Source organism: Streptomyces sp. NPDC046915 (genome assembly GCF_040644935.1).
In the GTDB taxonomy this organism is placed as follows: Bacteria; Actinomycetota; Actinomycetes; order Streptomycetales; family Streptomycetaceae; genus Streptomyces.
In genome coordinates this window covers 1-15,454 of record NZ_JBEYXB010000046.1, presented here as the reverse complement: position 1 = coordinate 15,454, position 15,454 = coordinate 1, and the positions used below count along the sequence as shown (strand labels likewise).

The following is a 15,454-nucleotide window of genomic DNA, read 5'->3' as shown; positions in this document are numbered from 1 at the left end:
CATGAACAGGGTGGCGGACCTGCCTCAATGTTCGAGATCATCCGATCATGTCGGATGACACGCCAGGACAGGACCTCCCAGCCGACTTCGGGTTCCGGCCGTATCGGGGCGACGAGGACCACGGCCCCATGGCCGCGGTGCGGCTGGGATGTGTAGAACGGGACCGGGTCGACGCCCGTTCGGTTGTGGAAGGGCTCCCGACAGCGGCCGAGATCGCCGAGTCCTCTGCCAAGCTGGACGAGCCGTCCAAGAACCAGGTCCTGGTGGTGCGCGACGGGAGCGTCGTCGGCTACTCGACGATCCGGTGGTGGCAGGAGCGGGACGATACGTGGCTGTACCTGCACCGCGGTTACCTCTTGCCCGAGCATCGCGACCAGGGCATCGGATCAGCCATGCTGAGCTGGGCCGAAGAGCGGATCCGCCAGCTCGTCGAAAAACATGGCACGGCGCGGACTGCAGTGATCGGTGCGAACGCCATGGTCTCCGAGCAGGACGCCACGGCGCTTCTGCTCTCAGCCGGCTACCGACGTGTCTTCAGTCTGGTCGAGCTAGAGCTTGGCGATCTGGAGCAGTTGCCCGAGCCGGGCAGCGAACTCCCGGCCGGGATACGGACGGGGCCGATCGGGACCAGCCACTACCGTGCGGCCTGGAGGACGGTCGTCGATTCGTATGCGGACATCGGTTTCACTCAGAAATGGTCCTTCCAGGACTTTGTCGACACCGCCGACCCGGCATGCTGGAGGGCTGCCTGGAACGGGCAGGACATGCTCGGCGTGGCCCTCTGCGCCATCCGCAGCCACGACCACACCGTGGGCGAGGTGGAAGAGCTGAGTGTCCGAACGGACCAGCGACGCCTCGGAATCGGCCGGACCCTGCTACTGGACGGGCTGCGAAGCCTTCGGGAGCAGGGTGCAACGACTGCCAGGCTGTACACGGGCACGGCAAATCCGCACCTGTCCTACGATCTTTACGAGAGCGTGGGGTTCCGGAGACAGAACGAGTATGTCCGTTACCGCAAGCCGTTCGCTTAATCGACCGGTCATTGGACTGTCCGGTCGGTCCACAGAATTTGACAATTCCTCGCTCGCCCGCCATCCGCCGCCGTCAGGTATCTGTCCGACCTTCTTCACGTCGATGTGCACCATGTGTCCCGGCCGGCGAGCGGTGATTGTGCGTGGTTTCCGAGTGGTGTGGCCGTCGGGATCGATGAATCGGCGTCTGCTCAGACCGAGATGGGAGAGGTGCCGGGTGACGGTGCGACGGCTCACAGTGGGCCCGGTTTGGCTGAGTTCGAAGGCGATTCGTCCTGCGGACCACTTGTGGGTTCGGCGCATCTGCTCGATCCGCTCCACTACCTCGCCCGGTGTGGCTGTGGGTTGACGGTGGGGTGTGGAAGACCGGTCGTGCAGGCCGAGCTCACCATGGCGACGGTACCGGTTGACCCACTTGGACGCGCATGCCCTGGAGATGCCCATCTCCGCAGCAACGTGGGCGATCGGATGTGACTGGCATCGCTCGACAAGTCGCCTGCGGCCCTCAATGGAGAGCGGCGCGTTGGCATGGGTGCCCATCAGATCGCGGCGAGTTTGTTGAGCAGGCGCCCCAGCTCTGCCGGCGCGTGAATGTGGGCCAGGTGACCCTGGCCAGGAAGTTCGTGGACTCCGGCGTGCGCGACGTACTGCCGCACGAGGTCGAACGACGTTCCGTAGGGGGCCGTTCCGCGATTACGCTGGCCGATGATCAAGTCGACTTGCTCCGCCTGCTGTGCCATCACATCCGGAGGCGGTGTCGCGTTGAGCGCGCCGAGTTCGGCGTACAGCGGTCCGCTCAAGCGACGCAGTATCGCCCAACTGTGAGGATCGGCCCGAAGGTCATCGACATACGCTGCGGAGAAGCCGGAGATCTGCCGATTGACGATCTCGACGCAGCGATCCCAGTCCGCCGTCTCCGCTGCCACCTTCAGGTCCGGCAGCGCATGGCGTCCGAACGGCTGCATCACCGGCTCATAGGTGATCATCTGGTGAATCGGGCGCTCGTTGGCGGCCAGCAAGGTGATCATGCCGCCGTAGCTCCAACCGAAGAGAGCCCTCGCGCTGTCGAACTCGTCAAGGATCACGCCGAGGTCCTCAACCTCTGTCCGCAGCGAGTACGAGTTGGTCAACGGCCCCGAGGGGGCACGGCCACGACGGTTCATGACTACCACTGAGGGCCAAGCGTCGATGGCGCCAGCCACATCGCGCCACGTATGTGCATCGCTCATCACGCCCGGGACGACGACGAGGCCCGGAGTGTCCGGCTCCCCGTACACATCAACCGTGACCCAGCTGTCCCCGCCGACCGACAGCTTCTTCTGAATCGTTCGCTCCATAAATCTATTATGGAGCGAACGATCTACAATGCAAGCGTGACTGAACGCAACCGTGGACGCCCCCGAGCCTTCGACCGCGACCGTGCGGTCCTTGACGCCGCTCGCCTCTTCTGGCGACGCGGCTACTCCGGCACCTCAACCCGCACCCTGGCCGCGACCCTCGGGCTTTCCACCTCCAGCCTCTACGCCGCCTTCGGCAGCAAGGCCGGACTGTTCGAGGAAGCGGTGCGGACCTACGCCGAGCGTTACCGCGAGATCTACCAGCAGGCAGTTGCCGAGAACGACATCCAGATGGTCATCGAACGCATCCTCACCGACTCGGTCCACGAGTTCATCCAGCCAAGCCACACGCACCCCGGATGTCTCATCAGCAGCGCCGTGATGACCGACAGCACGAGCACGCTCGATATCAGCGCCTACGTCGCCGAGCTGCACAGCTCGAACGAGCAGGCCCTCCTCGTGCGCATCGAACGAGCGATCCAGGACGGGGAACTAGCCGCGGGCACCAACGCAGCGGTCCTGACCGGGCTCATCCAATCCGTCTGGCACGGATTGTCGGTGCGATCCAACGTCGACACGGCTCGCGAGGACCTGCTCGCGACGGCGCAACTTGCTCACCAGCTGATCTGCCAACAACTCACGTCACCAACGTCCTGACCCGCAACACCTAGTGATCGATGAACATCGCTACGACGTCCGCGTCCCCGCAGGCTGGCAGTCTCAGGGGACAGGGTTGATGGTGACGTCGGTGTCGGGGCAGTCGGCGGCGGTGCGGGCCAGCGTCTGCTGTTCGGCCGGGTCGATGGAGAGGCCCCATTGCAGTTTGACCGCGGTCCAGTTGGCGATGTAGTGGCAGGTCTGAGCTGGGTTGTCGGGCACGAGCCAGGTGGTGGGGTCCTGGTCGGCCTTCTGCCTGTTGGAGCGGGCGCTGACGGCTTCGAGGTGGCGGGGGTCGTCGAGGTAGTTGGCGTAGCTGATGCGGCGCTGCTGACTCCAGGCGGAGGCGCCGGAGTCCCAGGCTTCGGCGAGCGGGACAAGGTGGTCGATGTCCAGGCCCCGGGGGCCGTCGATGAAGGTGTTGTCGTACCAGGAGTACCAGCGGCCGCCGGTCAGGGTGCACCGGCCGGTCACGGTCGGTGGTTCGACCGCCTCCTCGAGCAGGACCTCGGAGCGGGTGTTGCAGCCGTCCCGGTCGGCGTCGATCCATCCGCCGAAGGACTGCTCGCGGTTGTAGCCGGTGCGGTCCTCCGCCGCCACGGGGATGGTGGTGACGGCTTCGGCCAGGGGCAGGGTGTAGGCGGCTGGGGCGGCGGCGTGCGCGGCGGGCGCGGTCACGGTGGCGGGTAGCAGGGCGAGAGCGGCAGCCGCGAGGGCGGTCCAGGCGAAGCGCACAGCGAGAACCCTTTCGAAGGTCACAAGCAGGTCGTGACCTTCGTAGCGGCCCGCGGCCGGGACGCGCCCGGGGAGCGGGAGACCGTCACTCGCTCGGACGGTAAGTCAGACCGTCGTGAACCGGCCCGCGGTGACCCTTGCTGCCCACGGCGCCCGGGCCGGTGACTGCGCGCGGGAGCAGCAGTGTGCGTGCCTGGGTGGGACGGATGAGCTGATCGGCTGGGCGCGTGCGCCGGTGGTTCAGTTGGCGCCTTCCTCGGCGGCGATTTGTGCTTGCGTTTCGTCGCTGTCGCTGTCGCTGTCGCTGTCGCTGTCGCTGTCGCTGTCGGTGCCGGCGGCGCGGTTGCCATACCCCAGCCGCCAGTGGCGGGGTTGCCTCGAAGAGGCTGCCTCTCAATGTGAGCGGTTCCGCTGCTTGTGGCGCCTGCTGTTCGGCTGATTTCCGAGTTCCTCACCGCTGATGTCCGTGCCGGTACGCCGTGCCCGCCTGGCCTGGTGATACACGGATGATCATCTGATCCGTGAGCCGAGGAACGTCAGGAGTCCCATGTCCCAGATTTCCGAGCCCGTTCTCGAGCTCGCTCCCGTGCCGGTGCCCGACACGTCGGGAACGCCCGGGCTCAGGCACGCCACGGCGGCCATGGTGGCTTCCACGCCCACTCCCCCCTACACCCACTGTCTCCGGTTCAACGCCACGGGGGCGGTTCAGTACTTCACCGTCCCTGACGGCGTCACTGTGATCAATGCCCGCATGTGGGGTTCCTCTGGGCTCGGTTTGGTGCAGGCCGACTCCTTCCAAGGGGGTGGTGGTGGATTCACGTCGGGTGATGTGAGTGTGGTTCCAGGGGAGCAGCTGGCCGTGGTGGTGGGCAGCCGGGGCTTCGGTGGTGGCGGCCCCGGCTGGAGCCCCGATGGTTTGCGCTCCGGTGGGGGGCTGAGCGGGCTATTCAGCGTCCGGCTGCAGCGGCCGCTGCTCGTCGCCGGCGGTGGCGGTGGTGCCATCAACCAAGGTGGGGGGCGCGGCGGACACGGCGGTGCCGGCGGTGGCGCCTACGGAGGTGCAGGAACCGGGGGATCTTCAGCTCCCGGGCAAGGCGCTGCCGGGGCGGCGGGCGGGGCCGGGGGGCACTTCGACCACAAATATCGTGGGGGGCGCGGGGGCGATACCGGCACTCCTGGCGGGGCCAATTCCGAAGGGGCAGCCGGGGGCGTTGTCCCCATTCGCGGGCTAGGCGGCGGCGGCGGTGCTGGCGCTTACGCCGTCGGCCAAAACGTGTTCTACTCCGCTGGTGGTGGGGCTGGCTACGCGGGCGGAGGTGGCGCCTGTTTTGGGGGGCCGTCCGGTCTTGGTGCAGGTGGGGGTGGTGGCAGCGGTTTCGCAGCCGGCCCAGGCGTGTCGAACCCAGTGACGCTCACGGGTTCAGGCCGCTATGCAGCGAACAAGGGGGACCCGCTTTACCAGGCGGGTATCGGCGAGAACGGCCAGCCCGGTCAGGTGGTACTGCAATGGGCGGTTGCGCCGGACCTGTTGGAGACGGTCTCCGGCAACGACACAACGGCGGAACCCGGTGGCACGTTCGCTGCACTGTCGGTGAGGGCGAGCGCCGGCGGTGTCCCGTTGACCGGGGTGACAGTCACGTTCACGCTGAACGATGCGGGGGACACGGGCACGCGGTTCGCATCCGAGCCGGTCACTGCGCTCACCGGCGCCGACGGGATCGCCACGGCGGGTGTGACGCTGACGGCGGGTGGCACACCGGGTGAGGTACATGTGGTGGCCCAGGCCGGGACGGCGGTGACCGCTTTCGGCCTGCACGTGGGCTACACCAGCATCGATGAGCTGCAAATCGTCGGCGGTGACGGCCAGTATGCCGAACCCGGCACCCCCTTCGCCCAGCCGCTGACCGTGCTTGCGCTGCGCGGCGGCCAGCCTGTGCCGTCGCTGCCCGTGTGCTTCCACCTGGTGGACCTCGGCGGCACCGGCTCCACCCTCGGCGACGCGGAGACCGAGTACGAGACCACCACCGACTCCGCCGGCCAGGCCCGTGCAGGCGTCGTCGCAGGCCCCGGTGAGGGCGACATCATCGTCACTGCCACCGGTGCGGACAAGACCGTGACGTTCCACGCGAGCGTGGGCGACCCCGTCCCGGCACTCATCGTTCCCGAGCACGGCCAGGATCAGGAGGCACAGGCCGGGTTGCTCTTCCCGCTGCCGCTGACCGCGCTGGTCACCTCCCCCAGCGGTGCCCCGGCCGGGGGCGTGGAGGTCGAGTTCCTCATCGAAGGCAACCCCACCGGTTCGTTCTTCCTCGACCCGGGCGTGCCCGCCCTGGCCAACTACCTCACCCCTGACGGCGACGGCGCCGCCGACATCGCCCGTCTCACCGCCGATACTCCCCAGGCAGCCGAGGACCGCCAGCAACTGCTACTGGCCATGCAGGCACCGGGCACCAGCAGCACCAGCATCCGCGTCACCACACTCGACGCTCCCCAGGACCCCGGCCACGGCCGCGCCACCAGCCCCTTCATCGTGGCCGGCCCCACTGCGGGAACCTTCCACGTCCGGGCCACCATCCCCGACCACCCGGAGATCCCGCCCGCCACCTACCAACTCACCGTCACCCCCGCCCCCATCCGGCTCGTCCGCGTGTCCGGAGACGGCCAGACCATCCCCGCGGGCACGCGCTTTCCACAGCCCTGCGTCGTCCGGGTCACCAACTTCCTCGGGCAGAGTCTCGAAGACATCGCCGTCACCTTCCAGCTCACCGGCACCACCGGCGCGGTCTTCCCCGACAACTCCACCAGCTTCACCGTCTCCACCGACAGCAACGGCACCGCGGTATCCCGCGCCATCACCGCCGACTTCGCCGGGCTCGTCCAAGTCCGCGCAACCTGCCCCGACGTCAATCCCGCCCCCGCCCCCGTCCGCTTCGGCCTCAAAGCCACGTAAAGGAGCGACCCAGCTACATCTCAAAGCCGCCGTCAGGGCAGCTCACTGCCGCCTGCCGCAGTAACAACCGGTTTACTGCGGCAGCACCGGTCCCCATCGGCAGCGCGTGACCCAGCACCACCACTACAGTGGAGGGGCGCCCCTACGGGCGCCCCTTTGCACTTCTGCACTCAGAGGACACAGGCGAATGCGCGTGATGCGGCGACGAGCGCCCGGCGTCGAGCTGGAGCACTGAGGACCCCGTTCCTCAGCCCCGACTCGCGGTCCGGCTCGGCGCGCACCCCATCACCCCGCCACCCGTTTTCCGAACCTCTGGAAGCTGCCCCGATGCCTGTACCGCCCACCAGCGGCCGTCTGCAATGGACCGACGTCCCCACGCCACTGCGCGCCCGTCTCGAAGACGCCCTCGGCGCGCCCGTCACCGATACGGCCACCCCCGCCGGCGGCTTCGGCCACCAGTTGGCCGCCGCGCTCACCTTGGAGGGCGGCCGACGGGTCTTCGTCAAAGCTGCCCCCGACGACGACCCGCTGACCGCCGCCAACGTCCACGAGGTCGCCGTCCTGGATGCGCTGCCGCCCGGCGCCCCGGCCCCGGAACTGCTGGGCATCCATCGCGCGGGAGACTGGACCGCCGTCGTCATCGCCCACCTGGACGGCCCGCACCCCGACCTCTCCCCGGCCTCCGCCGACGCCGAACAGACCTGGGCGCTGCTGGACAAGCTCGCCTCCAGCCCCGCCCCGGCCCCCTACATCGCAGCAGTGAGCATCGCGCCCTCAACGGCGGCCGGTCTACACGGCTGGGACGAACTGCTTGCCGATCCGTCGGCCGACCTCGCCCCCGCCGCCCGTGACCGCCTGGAGCAGCTCGCCGAACTCGAGGCGGCCTGGCCCGGCCTCGCCCACGGCGACCGCATCGTCCACGGAGACCTGCGGGCCGACAACATGGTCCGCGATCACCACCTTGGCGTGACCTTCGTGGACTGGGCACACGCCACCACCGGTCCGGCCTGCATCGATGCCGCCTCCCTCGCCCCGCAGCTCATCCTCGCCGGACACACGCCCGCAGACGTCGCCCGGCTGCTCCGCGACCACCCCGCCACCGCTAGCAGCCCCGAGACCACCACCGCGTTCCTCTCCGCACTCACCGGTCACTGGCACCGCAACGCCCGCAAGCCTGTACCCCTCGGCGCCCCCGGACTGCGCGCCTACCAGCACCGCGCAGCGGCAACCGGCCTCGCGCTCCTCAGCCACCTAAAGCCCTGGGCGAGGGCCATCACGATCTCCAGGCCGTGCTGTCCGACCCGTCCGGCGTCCGCGGCCTTCGCTACCGGCAGCACTGGATCGGAGTCCCACACGATTACCTCCACCAGGTCACCGGTGATCCGCAGATCCAGCAGCACCGGGCCCGGCGCGTACTTGCAGGCGTTGGTGACCAGCTCGCTCACCACCAGCTGCGTCACATCCATGGTCCGCTCGGAGACCGGCAGCCCGTGCTCGGCCTGTACCCGGGCGAGAAAGTCCGCCGCCAGACGGCGGGCCTGGGCGATGCAGGTGCCGTTCCTGCGGGTGCGGGACTTCCAGGAGCACGAGAACGGGCTCCTGGTCGACGTCCGCGTGTCCAAGGTGAAGCCGCGCAAGGTGAAGGTGCCGCGCGGCACCCGCCCGTCAACCTGTCCCGTGCGCGCCTGGCAGGCCTGGAAGGAAGAGGCCGGGCTGACCGACCCGGACGACTTCGCCTACAAGCCGCTGCACCCGCGCTGGCACACCGTGATGGACGGCGGTCTGGACCCGGAGACGATCGGCGACGTCATCACCAAGCTGGGCGCCGCCGTGGAGCTGAAGTTCCGGCCCACCGGGCACTCCCCGCGGCGCGGTGCGGCCACCAGCTCCAAGAAGGCGATCGCCTTCGTCCCCAACGGCCGCTCGCTCTACACGGCCTCCGACGACGCCGTGCGGCAGTGGGACGTGCGTGTCCGGCAACGACCCGTCGATTGGGCCGACCTGCGCGGACACACCAAGTCTGTCGACGCCCTCGCCGTGAGCCCGGACGGGCGCACCCTGGCCACAGGAAGCGAGGACTGGACGGCGCGGCTGTGGGACACCGACCCGGACCGTGTGGCCCGCCGAGTGTGCCGGACCACCGACCCGGCCGACCTCACAGCCGCCGACTGGCACCGCTTCCTGCCCGGTCTCGCCTACCAGCCGCCCTGCCCGACGGGGATCCGAACGCGCTGAGCAGCTGCAGACGCGCAGCGGAAGACCCGCCACGGACTATCTACGAGCCGGTTGGAACGAAGTGGCCTCGGCTCACGGCCCGGTGTCACCGGGGTGCGAGCACAGGCCGCCGCGGTAGCCGCTGTCGTACCAGGCGCCGGTGGCGTTCGAGTCCAGCACCGTCTTGCCGGGGCCCACACAGCGGTGGTAATCGCTGCTGGGCCACTGGCGGATGACCTGGATCCACACGTTGGTGCGGGTGTCGCAGTGCTCGTAGAAGGGGTGCTCGGTGCCGGGGTTGTTCCAGCCGCACCCCGCGAGCCGAGCCGTCGGCTCGGACGCCTGGGCCGACGGCGCGACCGCGCAGGCCAAAACGGCGGTGAAGGCGGCGGCGGGCAGGGCGAGCAGCCTCGCGGAGCGCCCGGTCCGCCGGGCACCTGCTGTGCGAGTGGTGTCCGTGGAACTGTTGATGCGCACGTGCGTTCCCTTTCATTCGGTGAAGGCCTCTCGGCCACGGCACTCCGGGCCGCGCCGGCCCGGGGGCGCCCGACCGCACTCGCAGTCGGGCAGGTCCCGGGAGGCCTCAACCAGTCGAGCAGGCTCGTGGGTTGACCGACAGTGCCGCCTCGATACCAATCAACGCCCCGCGTTGTCCGGCACCGGCGCCGACACCGGACAATGCCGTCGACGCCCCGCCAAACCATCGTGACCGGAGTCGCCGACGAGCGCAGGGTCCGCCCTGACTTCTTGGATCGGCGACGCACTCGGCGACGGTGGTGTGGAGGGTGACGTGGGTCGACACTGGCCGTGGCGTACCACACGGGTCGGCCCGCGGGGTTGCCCGCCCAGAACCGCCAGCTGGCGTCCAACTAATAGTCGAGGATGCCGAGGGCGGTGTCGGGGCGGCAGTGGATGCATGCGGGTACCTGTCGGCGCAGGGCGTCGACTGCCTGCTGCCGGGTGGCCGGGCGGCAGCGCCCGCTCTTCGCGGCCGCCCAGCAGTCGCCGGTGTGCACGGCGTCGACGTTCGCGCGGTTCAGCCCGTACTGGATCAGCCACTCCGGCGGAGGCGGCCGCCGCTCCCCGCCCCGGCATCGCTCTGCCTCACGTCGTTCCTCCTCGGCTATCCACCGGTCGATCACCCGCAGCTGGCGGACGGCCTGCTGCTCGACGACGCGCCGGGCGAAGCGCAGCGCCTCGAGACGCGAGAGCGGCTGCTCACCACTCATCTGCTGCTCCCGGCTGCTGTGTCTCCACTTGCCCACAAATTCGAACAAGCGCTCTAATTGAATTATGCGCCGCGTTGATTACCTCACCGACACCCAGGAGCGCATCCTGCGCTGCATCTGCCAGCACATCGCTGATCACGGGCAGGCGCCGACGATGCAGCAGATCGGGGCGGCCGTGGGCATGCGGAGCAGGGCGTCGGTGCACTACCAGCTCATCGAGCTGGAGGCGAAGGCCGCGATCGTCCGCGAGCCGGGACGGGCCAGAGGGATCCGCCTCGCGTGAGCAGTCCCGGCCGCTATCACCTGCTGCTCGCTTCGGGGGGCCGGCCGGTGCAGCACGGCTGGTGGAACGGCGAGGAAGTGGCGTGGGACAAGTTCCGACGCTGGGTCGGCGAGTACGGAAGCATGCCCGAGGCCCGCATCACTCTCACCGACCAGGACACCGGTGAGGTGCTGGCTTCCTGGCCGGATCAGGCGTAGGTCAGGACGGCGGCTACTCGCCGGCCGGATCTTCCTGGACGTGCCGGACGGCCTTCTTCACGGCTTGCTCCAGCCCGTATCGGCTGGCCGGGGTACCACCTGGAAGGCAGGGTTAGCCCGTCGGGGAGGGGCTCCCCCGGCGCTGGCACAAGACCCGTTGGCGGTCTCCCACTCGCAGTCGACAGGTCGACCGTGGCACCGGAGAACGTCGAGCTGGCGCCGAATCTGGAGGAACGGGAAGTCGAGCTGGGGGCGCGTCAGGCCGCGAACCGGTAGTTGACCAGGGCACTGAACCGGCCGACGCATCCGACTTGGGGAGCGTCGGTCGGCGAGCACGCCGCCCACGCTCAGGAAGCCGATCGTCGGATGGGTGCTCCCTCTTAACAGGTGTGGTGGTAGGGGGCGTTCGGGAGGTAAGTCTTCCAGTCGCGTTTCGAGAGGCCGGAGCCGGACCGTTTGCAGATCTGGGCGGCTAGGTGCGCGGGCGTTATGTCGTACTTCTGTACGGGGACGTTCGTGCCGGAGGCGTACAGCATGCCGTCGTCGGAGCCGAACGACAGGGCGAGCACCGGGTCGCCTGGGGTCGGCAGCGCGGAGCCGAGGAGGCGTTGGGACGGGACGTCCCAGAGCTGCAAGGGGCCGGCTTGGCCTGCCACCGCCAGGGTGCGGCCGTCGTGGGAGAAGGCCAGTGCGGACACTGGGCCGGTGGTGTCCGCCCCGGCGTCGGACAAGGAGCCGTCGAGCACACCGAGGCGCGTGCGGGACGCCCCGTCCCAGAGGGTGACCCGGCCCATGGCGTCACCGACGGCCAGACGGGTGCCGTCGGGACTGAACGCCGCGACGCTGATCAGCTCGTCGCCGAGCACACGAGGCTCCATGCGTCCCCTGCGCAGGTCGGCGACCAGGCCCTCCTGCGTCACCATGCTGCCGTTGTCGGGGCGCAAGGCCATCCGCACGCTGTCCCACTCGTCGGCTGAGGCGCCGGACCGGCTGCTGCGTACCGTCTTCACATGTTTTTCCCGGCGCACGTCCCACACTTCGACCGTCGGCCGGAACGCCTGCCGAAACACCAGCAGGGTATGGGCGTGGGTGTCGAGGGCGAGCCCGTTGACGGCGTAGGAGCCGTCGTGGTTGGGCCGGATGCCCACGGTGGCGTACACGCGACCGGTCCTGACGTCCCACACCGTGATACGCGTCCCGCCCGGTGTCCCTTTCGGGTAGCTGTCCGCCCTCCGAGGGAGCGCGAGGTATCTGCCGTCGCCGCTGAGCGCCATGACGGCGGCGCAAGCATCGTCGCCCTCATCTTCCTTGCCCGGGCATGCGGTGTCTGCCTGGGGCTCGAAGACCACTCTGCCGTCGCGGGTGTCCAGGACCTGCAACCGCCACCTGTCGTCCGTCTCTAGCACACGGGCCAGGACCCGGCCGTCACCGGAGAGTTCCGCCTGGTCCGCCGCCTGGTCCGGCCATAGCTTCGTCGTCGCCCTGCCGAGCGACAGCGAGCGGACGACGGACCCGGAGGTGTTGAGGTAGCGCACGGCTCCCGCGGCGCGGTCGAGGGCGACGTCGCTCCAGTCGCCGGCGGTCTGCCGCAGCACGGGCAGATAGTCGTCGGCGGTCAGCCGCTGCCGCAGCACGGGCAGATACGGGAACGCGGCCCGCCACACAAGGAGCCGGCCGGGTCCCGTGGACACGAGGAACCTGCCGTCGGATCCGAACCACACCTGGGTCAGCCCGTCCGCTTCGAGGAACAGGGTCCGGCGCCCGGTTCGCAGATCCCACCCGCTGATTCCGTGGTTGATGACGACAGTGAGAGACCTACTGTCGGGAGTGAAAGCGAGCGAATGGTCCGTACAGTCGCCGGTGCGCACTTTTGAGGCCCAGGACGCGGGAGCCTTCCGGTGGTGCGCGAGATCCCAGATCTCCAGATGCCTGTCCGCGCACCAGGCGAGCCATCGACCGTCGGGACTGAGTGCCATCGCCGGCTCGCTGCCCTCAGGTACGGGGATGCGTGGTATCCGGCGTCCGCTGTGCAGGTCCCAGACATGGATGTCCCCGTCGTTCTCGTCCACCGCGGCCAGGGTGCGCCCCCCGAGGACCACGCCGGGCGGCTCCATCGCCTCGACCTTGGCGAGTGTCCTCGTCACCCGAGCGGACCGTACGTCCCACAGCTTGATGCCGTCCTCCAGCGTCGGCAGCGCGAGGGTGCGGCCGTCCGGGCCGACCACGGCCGCAGTGCCGTCGGCCATCAGCTTCCTGGGGCCGGGCGCGGAGAGTGTGAGCCGTCGCGTGCGCAGATCCCAGATCCGGACCCGGTCCGCCGTGACGGACACCACCGATCGGCCGTCCGCCGTCAGCTGGCGCGTCTCGTTGCTGGAGCCGTCGAAGCCGGCGTCGGCCCCCGGCACCGGGAACACGTCCTGTTCCCGTTGTGTCATCGCCCCGATCAGCGCCGACCGTGTCTCCGTCGTGTCAGCCAGCCGCCATGCGACCACGCTGAGCCGCATCGCGGTGACCGGGTCGGAGAACCGCATGCTGTCGGCGACCGCAGCGATGCGGCGGGCCTCTGACTCCACGCGGCGGCGGTCGCTGGTGCGGTTCTGCTGCCAGGCCACGGCTGCGGCGACGAGGGCGAGCACGACCAGCACCGCTAGGGCGCCGAGGAGTCCGCGCCTACGGCGGCGCTCGCCCTGGCGCGCGGCACTGCTCGCGTTGAGGAACGCCTGTTCCAGCGGGGTGAGCGAGGCCCCGGACAGCTGCTCTCGGGCCGCGGCGAGCCGGGTGCCGCGGTACAGGGCTCCCGGGTCGCGGCCGAGTTCGTCCCAGGTGCGGGCCGCCTCGGTCAGTCGCCGGTGCACCCTCAGCTGTTCGCGTTTTTCGTCGATCCAGCCGGACAGCCGCGGCCAGGCAGTGATCAGCGCCTCGTGGGCGAGGTCGACCATGTCCTGGTCGAGGGTGATCAGCCGCGCGCGAGCCAACCGGTCCAGGACCAGGGAGACGTCCGCCGCCTCGACAGGGGTGTACGCGGCGCTCGTCGGACCGGATGCGAAGTCGAGCTCGGAGCGATCGACGGGGCGGCGGGTGTCCTGCGATCCCTCGCCCGGGGTGACCAGTCGCAGCAGGACGAGGCGGGCGAGCTGGGCGTGCTCGGCGGAGAGTCCGGCATAGACATCTTCGGCGGTCTGGGCGATGGCACCATGGACACCGCCCGCGGCCTCGTACCCCTCCTCCGTCAGCGCCCTGCCGCGGCGGCGCCGCCAAGTCTCGCGCAGGACGTGGGACAGCAGCGGCAGGCCACCGGGTTCGCCTGCGATCTCGTCGACGAGGCGGGCGGTCAGGGCGCGTTCGACGATGAGGCCCTCGGCCTGGGCCGGTTTGACGATCACCTCGCGCAGCTCGGCGGGATCCATCGGGCCGACCAGCACGGTTGCGTCCTGTAGCGCGGCGGTCAGCCGGGGATGTGCGGCGCAGCGGCCGAGGAAGTCGGCGCGGACCGCGATCACTACGCGCAGCCGACTCGCCGGGTCCGTAGCGGCCAGGAGGTAGTCGATGAACTGGTCACGTTCACTGGGGTCCGTGCACAGGGTGTACAGCTCTTCAAACTGATCCACGATCAGCCAGGTGTCACCGTCCCCATCGGCTGGCACCAGGCGCTGCCCATGCGTGCGCAGCGGCTGTTCACCGGGAGTGAGCATCCGTATCGCAGCCGACCGCGGCCCGGTGGTGTCAGGGCTGCGCAGGCGCGGGATGAGGCCAGCGCGCAACAGGGAGGACTTGCCGCCGCCCGACGGACCGAAGACCGCGGTGAACCGCCCAGAGCAGGCCTGCTGGAATAGGCGCTCAGTGAGTCCGTCACGGCCGAAGAAAAGACCGGCATCGGCCGGTTCGAAACGGGCCAGTCCCAGATAAGGAGACTCGGCGTCCACGTCCTCGGCCTGAGGTTCGGCCGCCGCCTCCGCAGCCGCCTCACGCCAGCGCTGTTCCCACTCGACCGCATCGCCAGCGCAGGCCTGTACGTAGGCGAGGACAACCGGGAGGGTCGGCAACCGCTCGCCGCCAGCAGCCTGGGACAAAGTGCTGGCGCCCTGCCTCGTGCGCTGCGCCATCACCCGGTACGTCGGGCTACCCGCCTCCGCCCGCAGCTTGCGTAACTCGGCAGCGAACCGCGCCACCGGCCCGGCACTCGGATCCAGCGGACTCTCGTGGCGTCCCGCCATTGACTCCCTACCTTCCCCCGTACCGCTTCCCCCGTTGACACAGCGCGATCGCCCGCACGCTACGCACGCCCGTGACAGGAGGGCAAGCCGCAGGTGCCTTCTTGGGGCAGTGCCGCGACGCCATGCCGGCGGCCGGTGCGTCCGGCCAGGCGACCGGGACACACGGACGCAGCCCGTAGGCGGCCTGGACGGCGGCGATCGCCTGCTCGTAGGTGTCCCTCTCGGTGTCGATCGTCAGCCGCACGACGCCCCCTCCCGTGATGACGTGCTCGCAGCCCCATCTTTCCCGGCGCCCGGCGCCCGGCGTCCACTGTCCACAGGGGAAGGGCCCGACGCTGCCGGTATGGATGATCAGTACACCAGCCCGGTGTCGGCCTCGCTCCGGCGTCTTCGACGACCTCGGACGGGCCGAACGGGCCTTGTTCACCCGTCCCGCGCCGAAATCCGCACGAGCTCAGATGAAATTCCTCCTCACGCGAGCCAAGGGCTCCACGACGGCTGTAGCCGAGCGCCTAGTGCTGTGACCGGATTGGTTCGCCGGGTCGGCGGTTGGCGCGGTTGGAAGGGCAGAAGCTGCAGCAGATCTCGACCAGGTCCCGAGTCCTGT

At 69.4% G+C, this 15,454-nt stretch carries 12 protein-coding genes and 2 pseudogenes; 7 read left to right on the top strand and 7 right to left on the bottom strand.

All coding sequences use genetic code 11. The features are described 5' to 3' along the window. Positions 1-47: 47 nt before the first annotated feature. Positions 48-1,031 carry a GNAT family N-acetyltransferase gene (locus ABZ915_RS47870; protein WP_361817520.1) on the top strand — a complete coding sequence of 328 codons (984 nt, stop codon included), beginning with the start codon at positions 48-50 and terminating at the stop codon, positions 1,029-1,031. A gap of 57 nt (positions 1,032-1,088) precedes the next feature. Here ABZ915_RS47870 and ABZ915_RS47865 read toward each other — a convergent pair. Together ABZ915_RS47865 and ABZ915_RS47860 are read right to left on the bottom strand one after the other, a co-directional pair. Further along, positions 1,089-1,571: pseudogene (locus ABZ915_RS47865) on the bottom strand (leucine zipper domain-containing protein); the annotation flags it as partial. Next, positions 1,571-2,368, bottom strand: a complete 798-nt coding sequence (locus tag ABZ915_RS47860) for an alpha/beta hydrolase (protein ID WP_361817517.1) — start codon at positions 2,366-2,368, stop codon at positions 1,571-1,573. The pseudogene ABZ915_RS47865 and the gene ABZ915_RS47860, both read right to left, overlap by 1 nt. Before the next feature lie 36 nt (positions 2,369-2,404). On the opposite strand from ABZ915_RS47860, the gene ABZ915_RS47855 reads away from it, so the two are divergent. After that, positions 2,405-3,025 carry a TetR/AcrR family transcriptional regulator gene (locus ABZ915_RS47855; protein WP_361817515.1) on the top strand — a complete coding sequence of 207 codons (621 nt, stop codon included), beginning with the start codon at positions 2,405-2,407 and terminating at the stop codon, positions 3,023-3,025. A 63-nt stretch (positions 3,026-3,088) separates the two neighbouring features. On the opposite strand, the gene ABZ915_RS47850 is transcribed toward ABZ915_RS47855, so the two are convergent. Further along, the gene (locus tag ABZ915_RS47850; protein ID WP_361817512.1) at positions 3,089-3,760 is read right to left on the bottom strand and encodes a DUF1524 domain-containing protein; all 672 of its coding nucleotides are present in this window, start codon (positions 3,758-3,760) and stop codon (positions 3,089-3,091) included. 115 nt (positions 3,761-3,875) lie between these two features. Between ABZ915_RS47850 and ABZ915_RS47845 the strand changes: the two genes are divergently transcribed. Both ABZ915_RS47845 and ABZ915_RS47840 read left to right on the top strand, forming a co-directional pair. After that, positions 3,876-4,199, top strand: a complete 324-nt coding sequence (locus tag ABZ915_RS47845; protein ID WP_361817509.1) for a hypothetical protein — start codon at positions 3,876-3,878, stop codon at positions 4,197-4,199. Between the two features lie 1,188 nt (positions 4,200-5,387). Continuing rightward, positions 5,388-6,710, top strand: coding sequence for a hypothetical protein (locus ABZ915_RS47840; protein ID WP_361817506.1), 1,323 nt, complete (start codon positions 5,388-5,390; stop codon positions 6,708-6,710). A gap of 1,253 nt (positions 6,711-7,963) precedes the next feature. Here ABZ915_RS47840 and ABZ915_RS47835 read toward each other — a convergent pair. Further along, positions 7,964-8,257, bottom strand: a pseudogene (locus ABZ915_RS47835) (ATP-binding protein); the annotation flags it as partial. Here ABZ915_RS47835 and ABZ915_RS47830 point away from each other — a divergent pair. Continuing rightward, positions 8,175-8,945, top strand: coding sequence for a hypothetical protein (locus ABZ915_RS47830; RefSeq protein ID WP_361817556.1), 771 nt, complete (start codon positions 8,175-8,177; stop codon positions 8,943-8,945). The pseudogene ABZ915_RS47835 and the gene ABZ915_RS47830 sit on opposite strands and share 83 nt — an antisense overlap. 72 nt (positions 8,946-9,017) lie before the next feature. On the opposite strand, the gene ABZ915_RS47825 is transcribed toward ABZ915_RS47830, so the two are convergent. Then, positions 9,018-9,401 (bottom strand): DUF6355 family natural product biosynthesis protein, encoded by a 384-nt coding sequence (locus ABZ915_RS47825; RefSeq protein WP_361456159.1) that lies wholly within the window; start codon positions 9,399-9,401, stop codon positions 9,018-9,020. A 392-nt stretch (positions 9,402-9,793) separates the two neighbouring features. Next, a complete protein-coding gene (locus ABZ915_RS47820) occupies positions 9,794-10,153 on the bottom strand; it encodes a DUF6233 domain-containing protein (RefSeq protein ID WP_361817503.1) in 360 nt (119 codons plus the stop codon). A gap of 64 nt (positions 10,154-10,217) precedes the next feature. Between ABZ915_RS47820 and ABZ915_RS47815 the strand changes: the two genes are divergently transcribed. Both ABZ915_RS47815 and ABZ915_RS47810 read left to right on the top strand, forming a co-directional pair. Continuing rightward, positions 10,218-10,436, top strand: a complete 219-nt coding sequence (locus ABZ915_RS47815) for a hypothetical protein (protein WP_361817501.1) — start codon at positions 10,218-10,220, stop codon at positions 10,434-10,436. Beyond that, a complete protein-coding gene (locus tag ABZ915_RS47810) occupies positions 10,433-10,633 on the top strand; it encodes a hypothetical protein (RefSeq protein WP_361817498.1) in 201 nt (66 codons plus the stop codon). The genes ABZ915_RS47815 and ABZ915_RS47810 overlap by 4 nt, the downstream gene beginning before the upstream one ends. A gap of 380 nt (positions 10,634-11,013) precedes the next feature. Here the strand turns inward: ABZ915_RS47810 and ABZ915_RS47805 are convergent, their stop codons facing one another. Continuing rightward, a complete protein-coding gene (locus tag ABZ915_RS47805; protein ID WP_361817496.1) occupies positions 11,014-14,847 on the bottom strand; it encodes a DNA-binding protein in 3,834 nt (1,277 codons plus the stop codon). Positions 14,848-15,454 lie beyond the last annotated feature (607 nt).

Excerpts from the sequence above, each read along its gene's own strand:
- ABZ915_RS47870 (WP_361817520.1), top strand. The coding sequence starts at position 48 with ATGTCGGATGACACGCCAGGACAGGACCTCCCAGCCGACTTCGGGTTC.
- ABZ915_RS47860 (WP_361817517.1), bottom strand. The coding sequence starts at position 2,368 with ATGGAGCGAACGATTCAGAAGAAGCTGTCGGTCGGCGGGGACAGCTGG.
- ABZ915_RS47830 (WP_361817556.1), top strand. The coding sequence starts at position 8,175 with ATGGTCCGCTCGGAGACCGGCAGCCCGTGCTCGGCCTGTACCCGGGCG.
- ABZ915_RS47820 (WP_361817503.1), bottom strand. The coding sequence starts at position 10,153 with ATGAGTGGTGAGCAGCCGCTCTCGCGTCTCGAGGCGCTGCGCTTCGCC.
- ABZ915_RS47815 (WP_361817501.1), top strand. The coding sequence starts at position 10,218 with ATGCGCCGCGTTGATTACCTCACCGACACCCAGGAGCGCATCCTGCGC.
- ABZ915_RS47805 (WP_361817496.1), bottom strand. The coding sequence starts at position 14,847 with ATGGCGGGACGCCACGAGAGTCCGCTGGATCCGAGTGCCGGGCCGGTG.